A 23099-nucleotide genomic window follows, 5' to 3' on the forward strand; every position below is an offset into this window, starting at 1 on the left:
GTATGTTGAATTTCGCTTGCATGTTCGGTTAACGATCGGTAAACATTTTAGTAAGAAGGCTAAATGCGGAAAAGATGCCATATTGTGACCAAACGGGATAACCTTAAGAGTATGGATACGCAAGTTGTTGCCATAAGTTCCGCACTCCTGGGCCTTGCGGTCGGTATCATCGGGAGCCTGTCTTTTTACTGGTCGCAACGTAAGTTTCGCCCGGAACCCGATAGCGTTCATGAAGATCGTTCCGGTTATGAAGATACCATCACATTATTGGAAACAATTCCGCAACATTACATTCTTTTGAACGCAGAAAATCGTGTGGAACGTGCTTCAACTCAGGCGTATAGTTACGGCATCGTCAATAAGGGAAAAATAGCGCGCCCGGAATTTTCCCAACTCGTTAACGACGTCCAAGCCACAGGAAATATCGCTAACGGCAAGATGCGCATTAAGCGCTCAACCCTCAAAAATCAGCAAGATACCAGCCTAAACGTTTATGCCGCGTCCCTTTCCCAAGGTCGCACCCTTGTTCTTTTCGAGGACAATACGGCGAAAATAAAACTCGAAGAAACACGCCGTGATTTCGTGTCCAATGTGTCCCACGAACTCAAAACGCCTATTGGTGCGATTGCTTTACTTGCCGAAACAATTCGCGACGTAGCCGACGAACCCGAACTTGTGCGCAAGTTTTCCCGCAATTTGCGTAAAGAATCTGCGCGTTTGCATAGCCTTGTTCAAGACATTATTGAGTTGTCCCGTCTCCAAGAGGGTGACGCACTTGGAAAATCCGAACTTATTGTTGTCGACGACGTTATTCGCGAAGCCGTTGATCGCATGGTTGTTGACGCCCAAGACCGCGATGTGACAATTGTTACGTCGCCTCCAACGGGACTAAAAATCTACGGCGACAGCGGAATGCTCACCACAGCAATCCGAAATCTCCTGGATAATGCCGTGCGTTATTCGCCCATTCATGGACAGGTGTCAATTACTTCTTCTCTTGCCGACGGACAAGTGCGCATTAGCGTCGTCGACCAGGGAGAAGGGATTGATCCCGCCGTGAAGGACCGCATTTTTGAGCGTTTTTATCGCGGAGATAGCGCCCGGGCGCGCAATACGGGCGGTAGCGGTCTCGGGCTTGCCATTGTCAAACATGTCGTGTTGGATCATGGCGGGCGTATCAAACTCTGGAGTCAGCCGGGAGTTGGATCAACTTTCACTATCTGTTTGCCACAGGCCTCTGAACCAAAGGAACAAAGCATATGAGCACAATATTAGTTGTCGACGATGAACAAACCTACCGGGAGACGCTCACCTTCAAATTCAAACGCGATGGGTATGATGTCGTCACCGCGGCTGATGGCGCCCAAGCAATAGATGTTTTTAACGAAAAAAACCCTGATGTGGTGTTGCTGGATCTCATGTTGCCCGGGTTTGGTGGAGAAGAGGTGTGTAGAAGGATTCGCGCCCATTCCAATGTCCCCATCATTATGTTGACCGCCAAGGACGACGAAATCGACAAAATCGTCGGCCTGGAAGTTGGCGCGGATGATTATGTGACGAAACCGTATTCTTATCGCGAACTTCTTGCGCGTGTTCGTGCGGTATTGCGACGTAGCAAGCGCGATGTTGCCGAGAAGGATTATGAGGACATCCTCGAAGTTGGGAGTGTACGCATGAACTGTACGAAACACGAAGTGACCGTGAATGATGAACCGATTTCTATGCCACTTCGCGAGTTTGAGTTGCTTGAATTATTTATGCGCAATTCGGGGCGCGTGTTGACCCGCGGGCAGATCTTGGATCGTATCTGGGGTGTGGATTATATCGGTGACACGAAAACCCTGGATGTCCACGTGAAGAGAATTCGTTCCAAAATCGAGGAAGATCCTAAGGAGCCACAGCTTGTTGTGACGGTGCGTGGACTTGGATACAAGATGTCTGATGAGTGATTCGACGGTAGAAATTGCGATGCCTGGAGGGGACATAAAGCCTATAACGAAACAGGGGACCTATATAGTGACTATCGTGATAAAATAGATTTCTGCGTGTTGGTTGGATAGTGTGTGCCAGGAAGGGGGCATCCGGATGCCATTCAAGGTCGGAGAAACAGTTATTTACCCACATCACGGGGCCGCGGAAATTACGAATATCTCAGAAAAAACAATCCGTGGTGAAAAGAAAACCTATCTTACATTGAAGGTTCTTCAAGGGGAAATGACAATTCAGGTTCCAGCAGAATCCATTGAAGAGGTTGGCGTTCGCGATGTTTCTAATGAAGATCAGCTAGAGGTTGTTTTCGATATTCTTCGCAAAGAAGATGTCGAGGAACCGTCGAACTGGTCCCGTCGTTTTAAGGCAAATACGGAAAAATTGACGTCGGGTGACGTGAATAAAGTTGCTGAAGTTGTTCGTGATTTGACACGTCGTGATGTTGATAAGAGTCTTTCTGCCGGCGAGAAGCGCATGTTGCAACGTGCCCGCCAAATTCTTTCCTCCGAGGTTGCTTTGGCGCGTGAATTGAGCGAAAAAGATGCTGGTGAATTACTTGACAGCATTCTGGGTGTGGAGCGTAGCGAAGACGAAGCTACTATCGAAGAATAATAAGCACTTCTTCTAGAGCGAACTGCGTGTGCATAGGTGCGCATACAGTAGTTTCCATTGTTCATCGACGGATTCTTGCGAGTATTTATATTTATTCCCAGGTGCTGTGCATGAATAAAGCGTATATCCACAGGATATGTCACACACTTTCCCCTGTGGATAAGCGCTACAAGAAGGTAAACGCAAGGTAGGCTAGAAACGTGAGTTTTAAAATCTATGATTCGTCGTACCGAAGCGTCAGGGAATTTGTTCCCATAACTCCCGGGCAGGTGAGCATATATCTGTGTGGGGCAACAGTTCAGGGAGCCCCACATATTGGGCATATGCGTTCCTCCCTCGCTTTTGATGTGTTAGTTCGTTGGTTGAGGCGTAGCGGATATAAGGTTATCCTTGTCCGCAACGTCACAGATATTGACGATAAAATTCTCAACAAGTCTGCTGAAGCCGGTGAACCGTGGTGGGCATGGGGATACACCTATGAACAAGAATTCACGAAGGCTTACGAGGCGTTAGGTGTTCTTCCCCCCACATATGAACCACGCGCAACGGGTCATATCACTCAGATGATTCAGCTTATTCAAGAGATTCTCGATGCTGGGCACGCCTATGTGGGCGAACCGGGGAATGTGTATTTTGACGTGGCATCGTTGAAAGATTATGGCTCACTCACACGCCAAAAAATTTCCGACATGAAAGTTAACGAGGACGATGCGGAAGCCGATAAACGTAATCCGCACGATTTCGCGCTATGGAAGGCTGTAAAACCAGGGGAGCCGGAAACTGCTGCATGGGACACTCCGTGGGGTCGTGGTCGCCCGGGATGGCATCTAGAGTGCACGGCAATGAGCACCCATTATTTGGGTAAAGAGTTTGATATTCACGGGGGCGGAATTGATTTGCGCTTCCCGCACCACGAAAACGAGCAGGCGCAAGCTCACGCAGCTGGACGTTCTTTTGCTCGCAACTGGATGCACAACGCATGGGTCACCATTAAGGGTGAAAAGATGAGCAAATCTTTAGGAAACTCCCTTATCGTTTCCAATATTCTCAAAGAAGTTAACCCTATCGTTTTGCGTTTTGCTCTGGGCACTGTTCACTACCGCTCCACAGTGGAATATTCGGAAGAATCCATGAAGGCGGCCGCGTCCGTATGGGAGAAACTTGCTGGTTTTGTGGAGCGTAGCGTTGCCGCCGTGGGAGAAGTCCCGGCGGAAGAAATTGCTACCGTAACCCCTGAGGATTTGCCGGAGAGTTTCGTCGAAGCAATGGATGATGATCTCAATGTGTCCGGCGCTATGTCAGCAGTTCATGAGGAAGTACGTAAAGGAAATAATGCCCTGGTGGATCGGGACGACATCGCCCTGCGTGAAGCACAGGTCAAAGTCCGGGCAATGTTAGATGTGATGGGTGTTGATCCGCTTGCACAAAACTGGCGTGAAGAAAAAACCGGCGGCGATGCAGTGGTGGCGCTCGATAAACTCGTGGGTGGCATGTTGGAGCAACGCGCACAGGCCCGTAAAGATAAAGACTGGGCACGTGCCGACAGTGTTCGCGATGCTTTAACTCAGGCAGGCATTTCTGTGGAAGATACAGCAGAAGGTGCGCATTGGCACCTGGCTTCGAAATAGGAGAAACCTATGGCAGATGGACGCACACGGCGCCCAAAAGGCAAAAAAGGACCAACAGTAGGGTCCGGTGGGAATAATAGAAGGCGTTTGGAAGGTAAAGGCCCCACACCCAAAGCGGAAGATCGTGTCTACCACAAGGCATATAAGGCGAAAAAGCTAGCCGAAGCGCGCGCTGCGCAAGAGGCCGCACGCAAGGCGGCTCGTACTCCAAAACTCCGTAGCGAACTAAAGTTACGCCCCGACCACGAACTCATCGCGGGGCGCAACCCTGTAGCTGAGGCAGTCCGTTCCGGAATCCCACTTTCGCGTGTGTTCATGTTGGCATCTGCCATTGGAGACGAACGTCTGGAACAAACAGTACGCACAGCAACCGCGTTGGGAACCCCCATGGTGGAAGTGTCGAGAACCGAGCTTGATCGCATGACGAATAACGCCGTCCATCAGGGTGTAGCTATTGAAGTGCCACCCTATGAATACAAAGAACTCGCTGACCTCACAGATCGAGCATCCCGGAACAGATCCGGAAGCCAGCGTGAACCCCTGTTGATCGCTCTCGATTCTGTAACGGATCCGCATAATCTTGGTGCTGTTCTCCGCGCAGGTGCAGCGTTCGACGCAGACGGCGTGATTATCCCGGAGCGTCGGGCCGCCGGCGTGAATGCAACAACGTGGAAAGTTAGTGCCGGGGCGCTCGCCATGCTTCCCGTAGCTAGGGTCACGAACCTGGTGCAGAGTCTGCAACAGTTGAAGAAAGACGGTTATTTCGTCGTCGGTCTTGATGGCGGGGCAGATGTGGAAATTGGGAAATTAACGATAACGGATGTGCCACTCGTCGTTGTTACCGGATCTGAAGGTAAGGGATTGGCGCGCCTCACGCGCGAAACGTGTGATGTGATTGCCTCCATTCCCATGAACCCCAGAATGGAATCTTTGAACGCCGCGGTTGCTACGGGAATTTCTCTCTATCAAATTGACCAGCTTCGCTCCGCACAAGAAAACGGCGCTACGGAAAACGGCGCTACGGAAAACGGCGCCTAAACCATAACTTGAGGAAACATCTTCACTTAACAACGTTCTGGAAAACAGAACCACAGGGATCTGTGACACGTGGAAGAGGAGTGGGTTGGTTGCGGAGATACCTACACATGTCGACGTCTATATGTCGCGCTACGTGAGAAACATAGCGCGACATCGGGAACGCTTTTAGAGAAGAAGCTCGTAACACGTCCAGTTTCCTCATGCGAATCGGAACAACAAGGTAAACTATCAGAGTACGAGATAAGCGGAAGGGGCTTTATGTATCAGTGGCGTCCGGTTCGCGGAGAAATCCAGAGGCTTGACCAAAGCCTGACGTCCCCTGGGCAAATCGAAGAATTTTTCGCTAATGAACGTGTTATTGCCCGCGGAGAACATGATGGTGATTTATTCCGATTCGAAATCGCTGTTGTGGGGAGGCGACGTCGCATAGCGCGCATTGCGGAAAAAACCGAGGAGAACGCGGAAGATCGCGTCGAACCGGGAATGAATCTGCCCGATTTTGCCGATAAAATCGCGGGAACCCTGCGCAAAGTTCAGGTCGATATTGATGGCTACACGGTATATCCCACCATCGACCTGGGTGAAGTTGGTATTACTGACGACGATTTCATCTTCGCAAGCGCTAGCGCACCCAATGAGGAAGAAATTGCTGAGCGCGCCCACAAAGCGACGACGGTGGACGGTATAGATGTTCCCCAAGTCCAAGAGGGAAGCGAAATTCTTCCCGAGGGCGAGGGCAAGATTCCCACGTTCAGAAGTGGCCCCATGCTTGTGTTGAGTGATGTTCCCTTTGCGCGCGTTCCTGGAGTTGCTGCGCGTATTCAAAAGCCCGTTGCGGTCATGGAAGCTTGTGGCGCTAATGCCATGATTGCGGATACGCCACTTACCGTTGACGCAGAAATCGGCGGGCGCCCCAATTTCGTGATTGTGCTATCAACGGATGGGGATAAGCATGGCAGTGAAGGCAACCCGGTGCTGGCAATCCGCCAAAATTCGGGCATTTCTTCCTGGAAATGGATTGATACTCTCACCGATTTAAAGCATGTTGATGCCAATAAAGTGGCGTCCGAATTTTCCAGGGTGGAGCTTGGTTCCGGCGCTCGTGCCCGTCGTATTATGGAAGATTTTCCCGATATTGACGAAGGTGAACTTATCGATACCCTCAACGCCCCGGCAGATCAGGCCGTAGAAAGATTCACACAGGTTCTAGGTTTGCCTCATTCCGTACGTGAAGTTTTGGCGGGTGAGCGTGCCGCCGAAGATATTCCCGACGTGACAGTTTTCCAACCTCAAAGTTTCGCACAACGCTTCCAGTCCTCTATGGCCTACGAGGTTTCGGGCTACGGTTCCACGAATCCGAATTTCTGGAAGATCTACCGCAAACTTCTTTTCTCCAATCCGCGCCTTATGGAAGTTGTTTCCACCGTCCAGGCTGGTATCGGGGTTGCCGGAATTGTTGCAGGTACGCGCCTTTGGAACCGCAGGTTGGGTAAACTTCTTGTTTTCGGCGGGGGAGCGTTGGCGTTGAATGGGTCAACGCGTATTCTCACGGCGCAATGGATTAAAGCCGCAATGCGCGCCGAGGGCCTCAACCCGGATGCTTTGAGCGCCTTCTCTGCCCTTGAAGTTTTGAGCGCATACACGGCTCACACCGCACATACCGCCCACAGTCCACAGCTTCCAGGGTCTTTTACGACGACGAATGTCGGTGCGCCGGCAACCTCCGTCGCAAATGGAACCACGCTGCGCACAAACCCGGTAGCGGGTTCGGCACATCGGGGAACCGGGCCGGCGGATTCGATTGTTACCCCTGCCACCCATACGGCACGGAAAAACGCGCCCACGCCTGAACTTCCGCCTTCCACAAGCGCTGCGCAGTGACGTACCGGGGGTGACGTGCTGGGGTGAAATCTCGCCCGTTGCACACAAATACGGTGCACGGTTTCTGATTTTTCTACGGTTGAGCTACACCTTTCCGCAACTGTGTGGATGTCGAATGCAGGGCGGAAAGCTATATAGCACGAAGTGATATTCAATAAGAAGGTGGTCGTCTACATTATGGGGATAATGTAGACGACCACCTAGCTTGACGGGTTAGTTTTATGTTGACCAACTAGTCTTTAGGATTCTTTGGATCTTGCGAAGGTACGGGTCCCTTATTTTGCTCGTTGTTTTGATCGTCTTGTGGCTGTGCCGGGTTACCCTTATTGTCCTTAGTTTGTTCTTGTTTCGTCGTAACAACTTCGCATCCTTCAATGGGATGGAGTTTGCCCTCGGGATTGGCGTGCGCAACCTCTGTAGGATCGGCTAGTTGCGTGTAATCTACGCCAAGGACGACGGAAAGGTTTTGCCCTGCGGTGTTCTTATCTAAACGAATGACGGAACCGGGAATATATTGGGCGAGGGTGTAGGCCGCGGGAATTCCTTCAATGCCGGTCTGGATAAGAGCGGCTTCTCGAATGGAATCGCCACCCCAATTGGCGATATTTGTAATATTTACGCCCATTTGGTTGAGATTATTTGATACTTGGCGTGCAAGTCCAGCCTGCGCAGTCGAATTGTAAATAGTGACGCTGATATTTTTCAGGTCAACTTCGGGAGTCCCGTCCTTAATACAGGGAGCTACGCCTGCGGTGTAGGCGCCCCTCTGAGAAAATGCTCGATTAATTGGAGAGGGAAGAATTCCTGCGAAAATAAGCCCGCACAAAATGAATAATACGGACATGACTGCCGCAATCGTGCCAAAAATCATGGTTTGCCGTTGCTGTATGCGACGGCGATACGTAATGCGGGGGCTAATATTTTTTTCCTTCACACTACTAAAATAAAGCATTTTCTCCGCTTTTGCCTACATATATGAGTAAGTTAATGTTGGCGTTTTCTTCCGGTGAGTAGTGAAAGTAAATCTGAGTTGAGAGTTGGTGTGGTGTAGTGCCGAACACGAGTTGAGAGTTGGCGTTGCGTAATAACAACACGAGTTGAGAGTTGGTGTGGCGTAATAACGAACACAAGCGAAAAGTTGGTGCGTTGTGAAAGCCAACCCAAGGGGAGAGCTGGTGTGCTGTGACGCCCAAGCCAAGAGGAGAATTTTCGATGTAAAAGTGAAAGAAAAAGATAATGGTTACGTAGAGAAAGTAAACCTGAAGTAAAAATAAAGTGAACTTGTTTAATCGGCAAAAAGCTCAAGAAAAAATACTTGTTAAAAACATACACCATTTTTCAAGTGTTCCGCCACCGCCGTCGTATATTGGGAAAAAACTGGTGAGTATGCGCACAAGAGGAAGGATCTGGCTCCGTCGTCGAGAAAAAACAGTCTATGATAATTCGGGTTCGCAAACGAACCGCGACAGATACGCAAGGAGTTACACATGGTTGCACGATGGAAGTTGCATGGTGATGGCGGGCATATTGCCCCCGGCGAGGTTGTTCAACCAGATGAAAGGTTGGCGTGGCCGGCGACAATTGGTATTGGGATGCAGCACGTGGTCGCTATGTTTGGCGCAACGTTCCTCGTTCCATTGCTTACGGGTTTTGATCCTTCGACGACATTGTTCTTCACTGGGATTGGAACCCTTCTTTTTATTCTTATTACGGCCGGGAAATTACCAAGTTATCTCGGCTCTTCTTTTGCTTTGATTGCCCCGATTTCGGCAGTAACGGGCTACACGCTCGGGCAAGGCCCAATCGATCCGCATAAGATGGCGCTTGCCCAGGGGGGCATTATTTCTGCGGGTTTGGCGCTCCTTATTGTGGGCGGCATTGTGATGGTTGTAGGTACACGGTGGATCGATGCGCTGATGCCACCTATTGTGACTGGAACAATTGTTGCGTTGATTGGGTTTAATCTTGCACCGGCCGCATGGAATAACGTGAAGCAGGCGCCGGCAACCGCGATTGTGACAATCGTGTCCGTGTTGCTCGTGACGGTTTTGTTTAAAGGAATTATTGGGCGCCTTTCGATTCTGCTCGGCGTTCTTGTTGGGTATGGTTGCGCGATTATTCGTGACGAGGTTGATTTCTCCGCGATTGAGAAGGCAGACTGGGTTGGTTTGCCGTCGCTCCACGCACCCGCGTTCGACGTGAGTACGCTGGGTCTGTTTGTTCCGGTTGTGTTGGTGTTGATTGCTGAAAATGTTGGGCACGTGAAGTCGGTGTCTGCGATGACCGGCCGTAACCTTGATGGTTTAACGGGGCGCGCCCTCTTCGCGGACGGCTTGTCCACTATGTTCGCCGGTTCCGGTGGTGGTTCAGGTACGACGACATATGCGGAAAACATCGGTGTTATGGCTGCTACCCGCGTATATTCGACGGCGGCCTACGTGGTTGCCGCGGTGACGGCGTTGGCACTCTCTATGTTCCCCAAGTTCGGCGTCATTGTTGCGACGATTCCCGCGGGCGTTTTGGGTGGGGCTGCGACGATTCTGTACGGCATGATCGGCATGCTCGGTGTGCGTATTTGGGTGCAGAATCGTACAGACTTCTCTGACCCGGTGAACTTGAATACCGCTGCGATTGCCATGGTTGTGGCGATTGCTAACTACACCTGGCATTTGGGCGACATGGTGTTCGAAGGAATTGCGCTCGGCTCCTTCGGTGCGATTATTATGTACCACACCATGCGCTGGATTTCGAAGTGGCGCGGAACCTCGCTTGAATCTGCGTCTCCTGCCTCAGCTCCTGCCGGTGCGGAGCTCGAAGAGGGAAGCCTGCACCGCTCCTGGAGGAAGTCCTTGGGTTCAGGTAAGCCAGCCCGCACACCTGCCAATCAGCGCAAGCGTGAAACCGAAGCCAATCAGGCTGATGAAAGCACGCAAGGTGGCCAGGAAGCTCAGGCTGAATAAAGAAGTCGGAAATCCCAATCCGATTAAGACGACCGAAAGGTTCAATATCAGTACGGCACTCGCGACTTGGGTTGATAGCGACCAGGAGGCTCAGGCTAAATAAAGTAGTCCAAGGGGACTCGGGCTGAGCATGTAGTGCTAGAACATAATGTGTGGGTGGCTGGAAGATTCCAGCCACCCACACATTATTGATGCTATTGATTAGAAGATCTAATTAACCACTACTATTCTAACATTTACGGTAGTTAGGAACTGTTTTTAATTTTAATACCCTCACAAATGTGGGGGCATTTTTGCACCCATTTTGATGAAAGGAAATCACATACGGTGACATTTAACTCTCACTTTTCCGTGGGGTTTCAACGAAAAAGCCCCGCGTGAGCGGGGCTTTGGCGGAGGATGGGGGAGCCTCCCGCGCCCGCTATATATCAATGTTTTAAGCCTTGGATACCCCTGTTGTACCCCGGAAAATTGGGGAGTGTGGAACGCACCACCCACTTACCACCGGTCGGTAAGTAGGTGGTGCGTTTGTTTATTTTTTGAGGTCTGTGCGTGCGCCCCTGCCTGGTCGGTTCTTGTTCCATTCGTCAATAGTTTCGGGTAGCCAGCCACGCACGGCGCGCACTCCCTCACCTACTAGCACATCGGGTTGGGGTAATAGGTTTTTCCCGCTGTAGGATCGTGCGGTTCCGTCGGTTATCCCTATCCGCGCTGCCAAACCGGACAGGGAAAGGTAGTGAATTGGTTTACTCATGATTTTCTTTCTCTTTAGGTTTTAGCAACATGTAGGTGGTGGCAAGGGCGCATGTAATCCAGATTGCGCCTGCGCCGATGGAAAGCCAGGCTGGGGTGGTGTGCTTTGTTGCAGTGTAGAAAATGTTCCAGCCTGCGTAGAGGAGGAGAAGTATTGCGAACGAGTTTTTCACGGGTTGCCCCTTTCGTGGTATGTTTGTTTTGAGGGGTAGGGCTAACAGCCCGGTTGGTTTTCCGGGTGTTAGCTATGGAGTTTTATTTCCTGTTTTGCCATGTGGTGATGAGCGCTGCGATTGCTATGACCACGTTGGCTACGGTGTTTATTATGTCCATGTCTACCCCTCCTTTCTACCCATAAGTATAGCGACTAGCTTCGCTAAAGTCAACTGCAATTGTTTGGAATGAGCTATTTGACTAGAGTATTATGAGAGTGTGAGTGGTCTTGACTGTTATGGTCTGTAGCTACTTGCCGGTCTTGACTGTTATGGTCTGTAGCCGTTGGTAGGGTTTTACCTATAAACTTCAGGCGGGGCGCATGTTAGTGTGCCCCGCCAAATCTTTTTTAGAACACCTTCGAAAACTTCTATTTCTGCAGGTCGGTTCTGGCTCCTCGCCCGGGACGGTTCTTATTCCATTCGTCAATAGTTTCGGGTAGCCAGCCACGCACGGCGTGGATGTTTCCTGGTGCGCCTATGAGCGCATCGGGTTCTGGGAGCCTGCCTTGTTTGAGGTAGCTCCGTAGGGTTTCGGGCTTGATCCCTAGGCGCTCCGCGAATCCTGTTGTGGAGAGGTAGAGGACTGGTTTAGGGGTGTTCATTCCTCGCCGCCTTTTCCTGTACGGTTTGGAAGGGCTGCGTAGGTAGCTCCAGCGAGCCAGAGTGTTGCTACGGTCGCTTCTAGCCATGTGGGTGCTCCGCCTGTTATGCATGCGAGCATTATGGCGTATCCTGCCAGGGCTAATGCTAGTGTTGTTTTTTTCATTGGGTTATCCTTGGTGTTATAGTGTCTTGTAGGAGGGGGCGCTAGCCCCTACCGTGTGGTAGAGGTTAGCTTTTACAGTTTTTACTTCCGGCGGTTTTGCCAGATGCTGTAAATTGTTAACGCGACTGAGATTGCGGATAATATCAGTGATGCGATTTCCACGCCCCCTCCTTCTTTGTTTTTCTGTAGGGCTCTTTGCCTTACATCTATAACTATACCCCAAAAGCAAGTTAAGGTCAAGGGGTTTATTCAATAAAACCAAACGAAAACCGGTACACCCCCACACGCTCCACCGGCACCCGCACTATTTTTGACACGAACCAGAGGGGCGGGGAAAACAACCCCCGCCCCCTTGTTTTACACGTCTTGATTCTCCTCTCCTAAATCCTCGTAAGGGTCTGTCGGGTGGTGTTTCGCCGCCCTCCAATGAAGCTTCCCACCTGCCTAACCGATGTGACAGGCTGGTGGTGAACCTATAGCCACGTTGACGGAAAACCGTGTAACGATTAGAGTGATAAGACAAGAGAAGGGGAGCGAGTGGGACATGAGCCAGAGCTTTATAACGGGAATGAAGAAAGGGATGGACATCGTAGCCAATCCCAGCCCGGAGAGGCTTCAAAAACTTCGAGAAAATCTCTCCAAACAGGACATGGTAGCCGAAGCGTGGATGGCGACGGGGCGGCAGTTAACTCAAGCCATGAACTATTACCAGAAAACGAACAGCGCTTACACTCTCAAGCGGAAATAATTCAGGCTCTTCACACAAGGTATGAAGGGCCTTTGCCAACCCCTGAACTTTTAGCGGGCTATGGAGAAGTTGATGTGTCTTTCCCTGAACGTATTGTGGCTATGGCTGAAAAGAACATGGTTTCGCAACACAAGGTTATGGAGATGTCGGCGCGGGCGGAATCGCGTGGGGTTTTAGCGGTTACGTATAGTTTTGCGTTGTTGCCGTTTGGTGCTTTGGGTGTTGCTATTGGTGGGTTGTTTGCGGGTAATGATATGGTGAGTATTGTTTCTTTGTGTGCTACGGCGCTTACGTCTGCTCCGTCGATTGTTCGTGAGTTGCGTAAGCGCCGTGGTGATTGATTTTAGCTAGTGCTTGTTTGTTTGGTGCGTTTGCCTTGTCCTGGGCGATTCTTGTTCCATTCGTCTATTGTTTGGGGTAGCCAGCCTCGTACGGCGCGGATTCCTTCGCCGATGTAGGCGTCGGGTTGGGGGAGGTATCCACGGCTTGAGTATCCTCGCATGGTGCCTTCCGTGACGCCTATGTGCTGGGCTACTTGGGTGAGCCCAAGATAGTGTACGGGGCTATTCGACATTGTTCTTCTCCTTGTTTGGTTTGAGTGCGTGGATTCCTTCGGCGGTGGCGAAGGTGAGCGCTGCTATGCCGAATAGGGTTTGGGCTATCCAGTGCATGCCGATGTGGTGGCCGATGATGACGATGGTTGCGCAGAACATGAGCCATGCTGTGTTTTCTCGTAAGGGTTTCATGTTGTTGGCGGAAATGGTAACCTAGGGGTACCAACCTCCCGGCCGGCTTGCCGGGGGCTGGTGGAAGATTTATTTATTCATCTTCCTTGTTTTTGGATTTCAGAGCTTTTATCAGGTTAGCAATTCCGCTGATGAGAGCTCCTGCTCCTAGTAGTATTTCTCCTAGGTGTTCCATTTTCCTCCTCCTTTCTGTGTGATTGGGGGAGGTTTTCTTTTCCCTCCCTGACACCAATAATTATAACAGGCTATAGCCGTGCAAGTCAAGGGGTTTATCCACAAAAACACACAGAAAAACTCGCAACGATGCAAGAAAAACAACCCCCACTCTCAGCCCACCCCCTGATTGCGGGGCGGGCTGGATCTCTTTATTTATGTAAATCTGTCCTAGCGCCCCTACCGGGACGGTTCTTATTCCATTCGTCGATTGTTTCGGGTAGCCAGCCACGTATTGGGCGGTCACTATCTGGGCTACCTATGAGGGCGTCAGGTTTGGGCAAGCGTCCTTGTTGAAGATATCCGCTAATAGTGTTGTTGGTTACGCCTATTCTTTCAGCTACGCCCCGCGAGGATAGGTAAAATGTGGGTTTCACTTCTCTGTTCCTTTCTTGTGGGTTGCGTAGGCGCTAATAGTGGTTGCGACGGCGAAAAGCGCGGTGGCTATGCCGAATAGTGCGGTGGCCGCGTGTGCACTGTTGTGGCGTGCATAGATTGCTACTGCTAGGCAAATAATTGTTCCTAGCGCGTTGATTAGGGTTTCTTTCATGGTTGTTTTGGGAAATGTTTTTCGGTTGCCGCGGTTCTTAGCTACTGTGTTACTATGTAGCTAAGAATCTGGCTAGTAGCTTCTTACTTCTTGAGGGCTTCAATCAGTTTGGCTACTGCTTTGATAATTTGGGCTGTTGCCCCGATTATTGTGGCTATACCGAAAAGGTTCATTTCCTCCTCCTTTCTTCATGTTTGGGGGAGGTTTTCTTTTTCCTCCCTAACACCTATAACTATACACGAAACCCCACCTAAAGTCAAGGGTTTAAACTCTGAAAATGAAGCAAAGTCCCAGTTTTAGTCCCAGAAGTCCCAGATATAGACCGGAAACGCCCTGAAAAGTCCCAACTAGCACACCACCCCGCGCAAAATTGGACACTTTGAGACACGCTGGGACAAAATCCCGACTTCCAAAATCTCACGGTTTCTCACGAAAAACCTCACGATTTCTCACAAGAATTGTGACAGCTTGTGATAACGCGACGGAAAACAGCAAATAGACACAAAAAATCGCCCCTACAGGTGTTGATAGGGGCAATTTTTCATGTTTTATACGTCCCGGCTCTCCTCACCTAAACCCGCGTAAGGGTCAACCGGGTGGCGTTTCGCCTGCGCTACATCCACATAAGAAGAAACGCTAATAGCGTTTTCGTCGTATTTTTCGCCGGTCTCAGCCTCGTAAACCACCTGCCAAGCAATCAGGGCAAGAGCGTCACAGAGGTCGCACATTACGTCAATAGTCATTATCTGTTCGAGCTTTAGCATGTAGCTGAGGCGCGTTAATGTGATGCCGGTTTGTGAAACGAGTTGGCGAATGGACATGCCTTTTTCGTTCATTTCGCGCCGGATAATTTCAACGACTTTTCTGTTCAAAAAGCCAGGAAGCAACTTTTTAGCCATACACAAATGGTTGCATATGCGAACGAAAGAATCAACACGAGATTAAATGTTTGCAAAAGCGAACAGCTTGGTATAGAATGTTCGCATAAGCAAACAGGAAAGGAGCTTACATGAGTATCGCTAGTGAAGTCCGTGCGGAAATCGCTCGGAAAAACATCACAGTGCAAGACCTCGCCGAGAAAACAAACCTCAAAAGAAGTTATCTATCTCAGCGCCTCAACGAGCATAAAGAATTTTATGTAGACGAATTAATGAACGTTTCCCGTACGTTGAACGTCCCCGCATGGGAACTAGTGCGCAGAGCCGAAGAAAACCAGCAACAAAAATAAGCCCCTACCCGACCACAGGTAGGAGCTTAGGAAAGGAAAACAGCATGAGCACCAACATTTATCAAGCCACCTACCCGCAAAACCCGCAGGTAGACCTCATCGACAACAACGGAAACATACATTTCTACATACCAACCATCAACCGGTACGTCACATACCACAACACACACCAATTCAAAGACATGCTATACGGAACAAAAACATTTTCCCCACTCAAAGACAAACCACAAGCACTAGAACAACTCCTGGCACGCTACAAAAGAAAGGAGCAAAAACGCTCATGAAACCTGACCATCCAGATCACGAAAGCCTACAGGAAGACATCCTCAACGCCATTACGCAAACCAACTCCAGACTAGTCCTACTAACACAAACCATCGCGGCAACCGTGGCCATTATCCGCGCAAGAGGACGGCTAGAACCCCTGGAACTCCTCGAAAGTCTCACCAAAATGGGACACGCCATGAACGCCTGCCTGGACGAAGCAACCGAAACAATGCACACCTTCCTCGAGAAAGAGAACGAATAATGCATCCAGTACAGATAGCACAAGCAAAAATGGACCTCATCCGCTCCGCCGTCGGAATACTCGACCGCGCCTATCTTCACGATAAAGCCAGCCAAATCATTGAAGAAATCATCCCCGCAACCTACGAGATACTCCCACCCTGGCGTGAAAACGAGACAAGCCCAGAAACCCCACCGGTTCCTGAGCCTGCCCGTCTAACAATCGCTAAATATCTTGAAGAAAAAACCGGGACAAACAAACTATCCAACACGTTCGCCCGAACACTCCTCAAGACCTATCAAGAATTCTACAACACGACCCCCGCGAAAGACCATACGGGAAGCAAACCACACGGCACCTACATCTACACCGAGTCAGACCGATGGCTATTCGACCTCACATGGCACAAACTCACGAAAGGAAAACAAAAATGAAGCCTTTCACCCACCTAACTATCACCATAGCGCTCGCGGTTATCGCGGGCATGACCGCAGCCAACGACATGCCAATCGGTATTTTTATCGGCGGTGTCGCCGGTATTTGGGCAGGCATCGCAGACGAAGCATATCGAGAAGAAGCGCGTAAGCGCGAAGAACGCGCACGACACGCGGGGCAGGCACGCAGTTTTTCACGCGCCGAACACATGGAACAAGCCGCGAAATATATTCAAGGCAGGTACTGATGAGTAAACAGCCTGATCTTATTACAGCAAAAGAAGCCGCACAAAAACTCGGCATCCACCTTGACACCGTATACCACCTACTTTTAACAAAGAAAATCCCGTCCTACAAAATCGGACGCCGATACCGGATAGACCCAAGGGAACTAGACGGCTGGCTCATCGAACACCGAAACAAATAAAGGAAAAACATTATGGAAACCATCGAACAACTCGTCAATCTCGCCCTATCCTTGCGTGCCGAAAAACAACAATGCGAAGAAGCACTCGCAGTCACAAACGAAAAAATCGCCCAACTACTCCCTACCGGCGGGACAGTAGGAGACCATCGCGTGAACGTCACCAGGCGTAAAACCCTCAACATAAAACAGCTAGAAAAGGCCTACCCTGTCGCCAAATTCGCTCATTTATATGAACCGAAACTATCCACTAGCGCGGTAAAAAATGCGTTCAGCCCCACCCAGCTTGAACGATTCAAAACCGAATCTAGCACCCCAACCGTCACCATACGATAGGGAAAACGAATACGCATGAGCACCACAGACGTGAACGATACAGGCGAACTCATCGGCTACCAAATCCAAGACCTAATCGAGAACGCTATCACCAACCAGCCCCGCAGTCTGCAACGCATGATCGGCCCCAGCGAAATCGGGAACCCCTGCACCCACTGCCTAGCCGCACGGCTAGCTAGCTGGACAAAAACCGAAACCCGCGTCCCCTGGCTCCCCTATATAGGAACAGCCGTACATGAAGCCTTACAGGGTATTTTCGACACCCTCCAACAGTCCAGGAAACCAGATGATTTGGAATTTTGGACAGAACGCAAGGTGACTGTCGGCACCTTGGCAGGGAAACCTATCACTGGTAGCGCCGACCTGTTTATCCCCAACGTGCGCGGAGCATGCACACCAGGCATCAATATTGACTGGAAAATCGTCGGCAAAACCACGCTCGACACCGTCAGGCGCACCCACTATCCAGGCCAACAGTACGAAATCCAAGCCCACCTGTATGGGTTGGGGTGGGAAAACGCAGGCCAAAAAGTTAGCCACGTATGCGTATTTTTCATGCCCAGGAACGGTATGAGCCTATCTGGTGGCTACTGGTGGAGCGCCCCATATGACCCGCAGATAGCTAAGGACGCGTTAGGGCGTCTCGCCTCGCTCTATACGAGCATGACCGCAATCACAACCGCACTAGGAGCCGAAGGGAGAGACACATGGATTGCCAGCCTAGATAGAAACCCCGACTGTTGGGACTGTCGGAAATACCCCGACTGGGTCAACTATACAACCCCGAAAATCGAACAAACAACCATCGACGACATCATTTAAGGACAACAATCATGAATTTTACATTAGATCAAGCACTCGCTAACGGATTAACCCTCAAGCCCGAAAATGTTGGGGAAACCATTACCGGGACCATCACAGGGACAGAGGTAAAACAAGTCATCGAATACGGGGGAACAAAACCCCAAACGTGGAGTGATGGAAGCCCACAGCTTCAGATCCTTATACGCCTCACCACTGCGGATGGTGAAGGCACCGTATATGTTAAAAATTGGGGCAAGCAACGCGCTGCACTCCTATCTGCGATCAAAAACGGTGGTTTCGAGACAGCAGGGACAGCTTTAGCCCCGGGAAACCGTTTCAGCGTGACATTCGTGGGTGAGGAACCGAACGAGAAGAATCCGCGTTTGAACTCCGCGAAAATCTATCGTTACGAGATTCGGGCGGGCGCAAACCCACAGGTTACACAGGCTCTCGATAATTCCCAGTTTGATAACGAACCGCCAGTGGGGGAACCGGCTCAAGTTGACATCCCCGCACTTATCAAGGCCGGCATGAGCGACGAGCAAATTTCTGGCATGACTAGAATCCCTGCTGACACCATCGCATTCATCAGACAACAAGCCTAACCGCTCTTTATGCCCTAACCGCGTGAGGGACATAGGCGGGTGCAAGCCCCGCTAGGGCACCAAAAACATTCTTTTGTAGAGAGAAAGGAAACGAATGTCGCTGCTAGAGACAGCTGTCCGTGCCCAACAGGCAGGCATTGTTACGATTCCTATCACAGGGACGGCGAAAAAGCCGGCGGTGCGTTGGAGGGGACCCTATGCGGGTCTTACCGAGCAACAAGCACGCTACTATTTCGAACATGAAAAATATGGTTTAGCGGCTGCTATGGGACAGCGCAGTGGCGGTCTTATCATGCTCGAAATTGAGGGACGCGCCACAACAAAACTCAAAACGCTCACAGACACAGCTAGAGAGCAGGGGCGGGCGGAGCTTTGGCAACGGGTTTGTAGCGGGGCATGGGAACAAACCCCTAGCGGGGGCTATCACTGGTACGTCAGACTAGCCGACACTACCGATTTTCCGCATAACACGAAACTCGCCCTGTCTTCCACGGGGGAGGTTTTGGCCGAAACCCGCGGGGAAGGAGGCTACAGTATTATAGCCCCCACCCCCGGAGCGTTTCATTCGAGTGGGAAACCGTGGAAAACAATCATTGGGGATATTACGACCGCCGCGCTCGTTACTCGTAGTGAGTATGAGGCGTTGTGTAACATTTTCCGCTCCCTCGACGAAACAGGGACTAAAGCCCTAACGGTTGAAAAGGTCATAAAAGTCCCGACCTGCGTACAGGGCACACGCCCAGGCGACGACTACGCCGCTAAAAACGACTGGGCAGACATCCTCACACCTTTGGGGTGGACATACTCCCACAAAGACCAACAAGGCGTCAGATATTGGGTACGCCCCGGAAAAACAGTCAAAGACGGACACAGCGCCACCACCAACAGGGACGGACTAGACAACCTCTACATATTCTCATCTAGCACCGGCTTACCTACCGAACAACCCATATCAAAACTCCATTTCTACGCCCTCACACACACGGGCGGCAACGACACCGAAGCCGCAAAACAACTAGCACAACAAGGCTACGGAACACCCACCCTCCAGCCACGAGACCCCACCGGGCTAGACGACTGGATCAACCTCAAAACCCAAAACGACGGAACCATCATCAACACCACTACCGGCGAAATCATCGACACCTACACCCTCACAGACGACGGAAACGCCCTCAGATTCGCAGACAAATACCCTAATTCCTACAGGTGGATAACCGATTTGAAAACATGGGCGACATGGAACGGCCACACATGGGACACCACAGCAGACGACGCACCCATCATCGAAGCCCTCAGACAACAAGCCCGCAACCTACCCGCAGACGACAAAGCAAACATCGCATACAAAATGAAAAGCCTATCCAAACACGCCGTTTTCAACGTCGAACGCCTTTTACGTGCACAGTTCGCGACCCCTATCACCACGTTTGATGCCGACCCATGGCTACTCAACACCCCCGGCGGGCTCATCGACCTCAAAACCGGCAAAATCACAGCCAACAAACCTAACGATTACTGCCTACGCTCCACCACCGTCGCACCCGATTTCACCATGCCCACCCCCCGATGGGATGCGTTCCTTGCACAAACATTCACCGGAAACCCAGAACTCACCACCTATATACAGCGCGCAGTCGGCCTCGCCCTCATCGGACAAGTCCTCGAACAAGAATTCTACTTCCTCCACGGAACAGGAGCCAACGGCAAAAGCGTCCTCCTCAACGTCCTACGGCGCATACTCGGCACAGGCACAAACGGCTACGCCGTATCCCTACAATCCATAGCATTCACCCAAGGAGCCGAACGCCGCCACCCGGCCGATATTGCCGCCCTAGCAGGCGCCCGCCTAGCCATCACGTCAGAGACCGAAGAAGGCGACAGATTCAGCGAATCCCGCGTCAAACTTTTAACCGGCGCAGACTCTATTAGCGCCCGCTATATGGGAGGAAACTTCTTCGAATTCCAGCCCTCACACACCATCATCATGATATCCAATCATGAGCCCGAGGTGATGACAGGGGGGAGTGCTTTTTGGAGGCGAGTCAAAAAAATACCATTCCTTAACATCGTGCCTGAACAAGACCGGAATCCTAACCTGGAAAACGAGTTGATGGAAGAAGCCCCCGGAATCCTCGCATGGATGCTCCAGGGCACCAAAGAATATGTCAAGGACGGCATGTGTGCCCCTGAGGTCGTGAAGGTTGCTACTGAGCGGTATGAGACCGAGCAGGACACCGTGAGGATGTACGTGCAGGACTGCTGTGCTGTGGGGGAGCCTAACCGGCAAGGATATGAAACGCTTGTCGCACGGTTTAGGGGCGAGTATGAAACCTGGTGCAGGCGGAACGGACTGGACTCAGTGAGCGCTAAAGCGATTACCCAGCGGTTGAAAAATTATGGTGTGCGAAGCACGAAGGGGACGGGGGGTGTCCGTTTTTATGCGGGGATTCGGATCGTTATTGAGCAGGGTGAGACTCTCGAGGACGTGATGTAAATGAGGTTAAGAAAAGGGTTTTTGAGGGTTTTATCTGCCACTCTTATCTGCCACTCTAAACAATATCATTGCGGAAACTGTATAGTAGATGGGGTGGCAGATAGCCCGAAAAGTTGCAGATTAGTGGCAAATAAAAAACGCACCCGCCACCCCCTTTTCCCCTTATATTTCCTTATATATCTCTTCTTAGTGGCAGATATGGCAGATAAATATAAAGAGAATATAAGTATAAAAAAAGACATATATATACCTATATATACCCCCTATATATACATATATATAGGTAATGAAAAAAAATCTGCCACCCGCCACGCCCCAGGCGGTCACCATGCGTGAACAAGACCTCGAAAAAAATCTCACAAAAGCAGTCCACGCAAGAGGCGGACTCTCCTGGAAATTCGTGTCCCCCGGCACTGTTGGAGTGCCCGACCGCATCGTCATTCTCCCCGACGCACATATCGCATTCATCGAACTCAAAAAACCCGGAACAGGCAGACTCACAAAAATCCAAGCCTGGAGGCACCACCAACTCAAAAAGCTTTCAGCCCCTGTTTTCGTTATCAACCACCCCGATCAGATAGAACAAACGCTCAACCAGATAGAACAATCATGAAATTCATTCCTCACGACTACCAGAAACAAGCTATTAAATTTTTACTTGACCGCCCCCAGGCATGCCTCATGCTCGACATGGGCTTGGGTAAAACCTCAATCACCCTCTCCGCCCTAGCCATGTGGCACGCCATGGGACAGACACAAAAAATACTCATCATCGCCCCCAAACGCGTAGCAGAACACACCTGGCCAAACGAAATCAAAAAATGGGAACACACCCAACACCTAGAATTCTCGGTTATCACCGGCACGGAATCCCAGCGACTCAAAGCCCTAGCGAACCCCGCCCTCACCCACATTATTAGCCGTGACAATCTCGCATGGCTCACCAAACAGCCACACCCCACATACGACATTCTCGTATTCGACGAACTCAGCAGCTATAAAAACCCAACAGCTAAACGCACCCGCGCGGCTCTCAAACTCTCGAAAACAGCCCGCCGTGTCATCGGCCTGACAGGCACCCCGGCACCTAACGGATATTTAGACTTATTCGCCCAATATCTTGTTATCGACTTAGGGCAACGACTAGGCACATCTATTGTTCGATATCGCAACACATATTTTCGTGCAACAAAATACGTGTATCAACGCCCCGTAGGGTGGACACTCACCCGTGAGGGCGAAGCCACCATCAACGGGTTAATCAAAGATATTACTCTCTCGATGAAAGCCGACGATTATCTCACGATGCCACCTATCACCTATACAACAACAGTAGCCAGGATGAGCAGGACAGAAACCGCCCGCTATGAACAATTCAAGAAAAACCTCATTATTGAAATTGAGGGCGAAACCATCATTGCCTCAAACGCGGCGGTACTCTCCTCAAAACTTTCACAATACGCCAGCGGGGCAATATATGCCGAAGACGGAACACCCGCCCATGTCCACACCGCCAAGATAGACGCACTTGCCGACGTTATCGAAGCCACAAACGGGCAACCCCTCTTGGTTGCTTATTGGTTTAAAACCGACCTTGAAGCCCTCACGAAATATTTTCCAGACGGCCGGGTGCTAGAAACATCCAAGGATTTTAACGAGTGGAACGCCGGGAAAGTCCCGTTAGCGTTCATCCACCCCGCATCGGTAGGCCACGGCATCAATCTACAGGCCGGCGGGCATTATTTAGCGTGGTATACCACGCCGTGGAGCCTGGAACTCTACCAACAAACAAACGCCAGGATCTACAGGCAAGGCCAATCCCGGCCAGTAACCATCACCCACATAGCTACCGAGGGCACAATCGATGCCCGTGTTATTCGTGCTTTGGAAACAAAACGCACAACCCAAGACGACTTGCTTTCAGCCGTGAAAGCAGAACTCTACCCCGAAAGGAAAAACTAATGGACTATCAATACCTCGCACACGTTTACTCAACAATCATTTACGACCTTCAAGAATGGTTACGTTACGAAATCACCAGATGCGAAGACACCACAAACACAGGTGGGAAAGATTCCATGAAAACAAAACACATGGCGACCGCTTACCTCAACACAAAATACAGGCTCGACGACCTTATCGACGACTACCTCAACTAGCCAAG

The 23099-nt window shown here is 50.7% G+C and carries 31 protein-coding genes; 21 read left to right on the forward strand and 10 right to left on the reverse strand.

Features of this window, described 5'->3' with window-relative positions; translation table 11 throughout:
• The first annotated feature begins 111 nt into the window (after positions 1-111).
• The 6 genes from G445_RS09120 (at position 112) to G445_RS0101620 (ending at position 7148) form a co-directional block, all read left to right on the forward strand.
• Complete coding sequence (locus G445_RS09120; protein WP_040430284.1) at positions 112-1263, forward strand: sensor histidine kinase; 1152 nt, start codon at positions 112-114, stop codon at positions 1261-1263.
• Entirely contained in the window at positions 1260-1949 is a 690-nt protein-coding gene (locus tag G445_RS0101600; protein ID WP_022865826.1) for a response regulator transcription factor, read from the forward strand. Before G445_RS09120 ends, G445_RS0101600 begins: the two co-directional genes overlap by 4 nt.
• 136 nt (positions 1950-2085) lie before the next feature.
• Positions 2086-2601 carry a CarD family transcriptional regulator gene (locus G445_RS0101605; protein ID WP_022865827.1) on the forward strand — a complete coding sequence of 172 codons (516 nt, stop codon included), beginning with the start codon at positions 2086-2088 and terminating at the stop codon, positions 2599-2601.
• Between the two features lie 200 nt (positions 2602-2801).
• Positions 2802-4229: a cysteine--tRNA ligase gene (gene cysS / locus G445_RS0101610; RefSeq protein ID WP_022865828.1), complete on the forward strand. Its 1428-nt coding sequence runs from the start codon at positions 2802-2804 to the stop codon at positions 4227-4229.
• Positions 4230-4238: 9 nt separating this feature from the next.
• Entirely contained in the window at positions 4239-5267 is a 1029-nt protein-coding gene (rlmB, locus tag G445_RS0101615; protein WP_022865829.1) for a 23S rRNA (guanosine(2251)-2'-O)-methyltransferase RlmB, read from the forward strand.
• A 258-nt stretch (positions 5268-5525) separates the two neighbouring features.
• Positions 5526-7148, forward strand: coding sequence for a hypothetical protein (locus tag G445_RS0101620; RefSeq protein WP_022865830.1), 1623 nt, complete (start codon positions 5526-5528; stop codon positions 7146-7148).
• A gap of 232 nt (positions 7149-7380) precedes the next feature.
• Here G445_RS0101620 and G445_RS0101625 read toward each other — a convergent pair whose 3' ends face one another.
• Entirely contained in the window at positions 7381-8082 is a 702-nt protein-coding gene (locus G445_RS0101625) for a LytR C-terminal domain-containing protein (protein ID WP_022865831.1), read from the reverse strand.
• A gap of 553 nt (positions 8083-8635) precedes the next feature.
• On the opposite strand from G445_RS0101625, the gene G445_RS09125 reads away from it, so the two are divergent.
• A complete protein-coding gene (locus G445_RS09125; RefSeq protein ID WP_022865833.1) occupies positions 8636-10108 on the forward strand; it encodes a uracil-xanthine permease family protein in 1473 nt (490 codons plus the stop codon).
• A gap of 532 nt (positions 10109-10640) precedes the next feature.
• On the opposite strand, the gene G445_RS0101640 is transcribed toward G445_RS09125, so the two are convergent.
• The 4 genes from G445_RS0101640 to G445_RS11375 form a co-directional block, all read right to left on the reverse strand.
• Complete coding sequence (locus G445_RS0101640) at positions 10641-10862, reverse strand: hypothetical protein (RefSeq protein WP_022865834.1); 222 nt, start codon at positions 10860-10862, stop codon at positions 10641-10643.
• On the reverse strand, positions 10855-11034 hold the full coding sequence (locus G445_RS0101645) for a hypothetical protein (RefSeq protein WP_022865835.1): 180 nt from the start codon (positions 11032-11034) through the stop codon (positions 10855-10857). Before G445_RS0101645 ends, G445_RS0101640 begins: the two co-directional genes overlap by 8 nt.
• A gap of 410 nt (positions 11035-11444) precedes the next feature.
• Positions 11445-11678: a helix-turn-helix transcriptional regulator gene (locus G445_RS0101650; RefSeq protein WP_022865836.1), complete on the reverse strand. Its 234-nt coding sequence runs from the start codon at positions 11676-11678 to the stop codon at positions 11445-11447.
• Complete coding sequence (locus G445_RS11375; RefSeq protein WP_022865837.1) at positions 11675-11842, reverse strand: hypothetical protein; 168 nt, start codon at positions 11840-11842, stop codon at positions 11675-11677. The genes G445_RS0101650 and G445_RS11375 overlap by 4 nt, the downstream gene beginning before the upstream one ends.
• A gap of 537 nt (positions 11843-12379) precedes the next feature.
• On the opposite strand from G445_RS11375, the gene G445_RS11075 reads away from it, so the two are divergent.
• Complete coding sequence (locus G445_RS11075) at positions 12380-12931, forward strand: DUF2335 domain-containing protein (RefSeq protein ID WP_084676397.1); 552 nt, start codon at positions 12380-12382, stop codon at positions 12929-12931.
• 2 nt (positions 12932-12933) lie between these two features.
• Here G445_RS11075 and G445_RS0101670 read toward each other — a convergent pair whose 3' ends face one another.
• From G445_RS0101670 to G445_RS0101700, 5 genes are all read right to left on the reverse strand, one after another.
• The gene (locus tag G445_RS0101670) at positions 12934-13164 is read right to left on the reverse strand and encodes a helix-turn-helix transcriptional regulator (RefSeq protein WP_022865840.1); all 231 of its coding nucleotides are present in this window, start codon (positions 13162-13164) and stop codon (positions 12934-12936) included.
• Complete coding sequence (locus tag G445_RS11380) at positions 13154-13336, reverse strand: hypothetical protein (protein WP_022865841.1); 183 nt, start codon at positions 13334-13336, stop codon at positions 13154-13156. The genes G445_RS0101670 and G445_RS11380 overlap by 11 nt, the downstream gene beginning before the upstream one ends.
• A 365-nt stretch (positions 13337-13701) precedes the next feature.
• A complete protein-coding gene (locus G445_RS11080) occupies positions 13702-13926 on the reverse strand; it encodes a helix-turn-helix transcriptional regulator (protein WP_084676400.1) in 225 nt (74 codons plus the stop codon).
• Positions 13923-14099: a hypothetical protein gene (locus tag G445_RS11385; protein ID WP_022865844.1), complete on the reverse strand. Its 177-nt coding sequence runs from the start codon at positions 14097-14099 to the stop codon at positions 13923-13925. The genes G445_RS11080 and G445_RS11385 overlap by 4 nt, the downstream gene beginning before the upstream one ends.
• Positions 14100-14647: 548 nt before the next feature.
• Positions 14648-14998, reverse strand: coding sequence for a helix-turn-helix domain-containing protein (locus tag G445_RS0101700; RefSeq protein WP_022865846.1), 351 nt, complete (start codon positions 14996-14998; stop codon positions 14648-14650).
• A 110-nt stretch (positions 14999-15108) separates the two neighbouring features.
• Here G445_RS0101700 and G445_RS09130 point away from each other — a divergent pair, with 110 nt between their 5' ends.
• The 13 genes from G445_RS09130 to G445_RS0101765 all read left to right on the forward strand — a co-directional run bounded on the left by G445_RS09130 (position 15109) and on the right by G445_RS0101765 (position 23094).
• Positions 15109-15327 carry a helix-turn-helix domain-containing protein gene (locus G445_RS09130; protein ID WP_022865847.1) on the forward strand — a complete coding sequence of 73 codons (219 nt, stop codon included), beginning with the start codon at positions 15109-15111 and terminating at the stop codon, positions 15325-15327.
• Between the two features lie 44 nt (positions 15328-15371).
• Positions 15372-15611, forward strand: coding sequence for a hypothetical protein (locus tag G445_RS0101710; RefSeq protein WP_022865848.1), 240 nt, complete (start codon positions 15372-15374; stop codon positions 15609-15611).
• Entirely contained in the window at positions 15608-15856 is a 249-nt protein-coding gene (locus G445_RS0101715) for a hypothetical protein (protein ID WP_022865849.1), read from the forward strand. Before G445_RS0101710 ends, G445_RS0101715 begins: the two co-directional genes overlap by 4 nt.
• Complete coding sequence (locus tag G445_RS0101720) at positions 15856-16269, forward strand: hypothetical protein (RefSeq protein ID WP_022865850.1); 414 nt, start codon at positions 15856-15858, stop codon at positions 16267-16269. The genes G445_RS0101715 and G445_RS0101720 overlap by 1 nt, the downstream gene beginning before the upstream one ends.
• The gene (locus G445_RS0101725) at positions 16266-16517 is read left to right on the forward strand and encodes a hypothetical protein (protein WP_022865851.1); all 252 of its coding nucleotides are present in this window, start codon (positions 16266-16268) and stop codon (positions 16515-16517) included. The genes G445_RS0101720 and G445_RS0101725 overlap by 4 nt, the downstream gene beginning before the upstream one ends.
• Entirely contained in the window at positions 16517-16696 is a 180-nt protein-coding gene (locus G445_RS0101730; RefSeq protein ID WP_022865852.1) for a helix-turn-helix domain-containing protein, read from the forward strand. The genes G445_RS0101725 and G445_RS0101730 overlap by 1 nt, the downstream gene beginning before the upstream one ends.
• A 12-nt stretch (positions 16697-16708) precedes the next feature.
• The gene (locus G445_RS0101735; protein WP_022865853.1) at positions 16709-17029 is read left to right on the forward strand and encodes a hypothetical protein; all 321 of its coding nucleotides are present in this window, start codon (positions 16709-16711) and stop codon (positions 17027-17029) included.
• Between the two features lie 15 nt (positions 17030-17044).
• The gene (locus tag G445_RS09135; protein ID WP_022865854.1) at positions 17045-17851 is read left to right on the forward strand and encodes a hypothetical protein; all 807 of its coding nucleotides are present in this window, start codon (positions 17045-17047) and stop codon (positions 17849-17851) included.
• 11 nt (positions 17852-17862) lie between these two features.
• Positions 17863-18438, forward strand: a complete 576-nt coding sequence (locus G445_RS0101745) for a hypothetical protein (protein WP_022865855.1) — start codon at positions 17863-17865, stop codon at positions 18436-18438.
• A 94-nt stretch (positions 18439-18532) separates the two neighbouring features.
• Positions 18533-20935, forward strand: a complete 2403-nt coding sequence (locus G445_RS0101750) for a phage/plasmid primase, P4 family (RefSeq protein WP_022865856.1) — start codon at positions 18533-18535, stop codon at positions 20933-20935.
• A 286-nt stretch (positions 20936-21221) separates the two neighbouring features.
• Positions 21222-21548, forward strand: a complete 327-nt coding sequence (locus G445_RS0101755; protein WP_022865857.1) for a PDDEXK family nuclease — start codon at positions 21222-21224, stop codon at positions 21546-21548.
• The gene (locus tag G445_RS0101760) at positions 21545-22897 is read left to right on the forward strand and encodes a DEAD/DEAH box helicase (protein WP_022865858.1); all 1353 of its coding nucleotides are present in this window, start codon (positions 21545-21547) and stop codon (positions 22895-22897) included. The genes G445_RS0101755 and G445_RS0101760 overlap by 4 nt, the downstream gene beginning before the upstream one ends.
• Positions 22897-23094 carry a hypothetical protein gene (locus G445_RS0101765; protein ID WP_022865859.1) on the forward strand — a complete coding sequence of 66 codons (198 nt, stop codon included), beginning with the start codon at positions 22897-22899 and terminating at the stop codon, positions 23092-23094. Before G445_RS0101760 ends, G445_RS0101765 begins: the two co-directional genes overlap by 1 nt.
• The last annotated feature ends 5 nt before the right edge of the window (positions 23095-23099 follow it).

It is taken from the genome of Actinotignum urinale DSM 15805 (assembly GCF_000420445.1).
GTDB lineage: Bacteria > Actinomycetota > Actinomycetes > Actinomycetales > Actinomycetaceae > Actinotignum > Actinotignum urinale.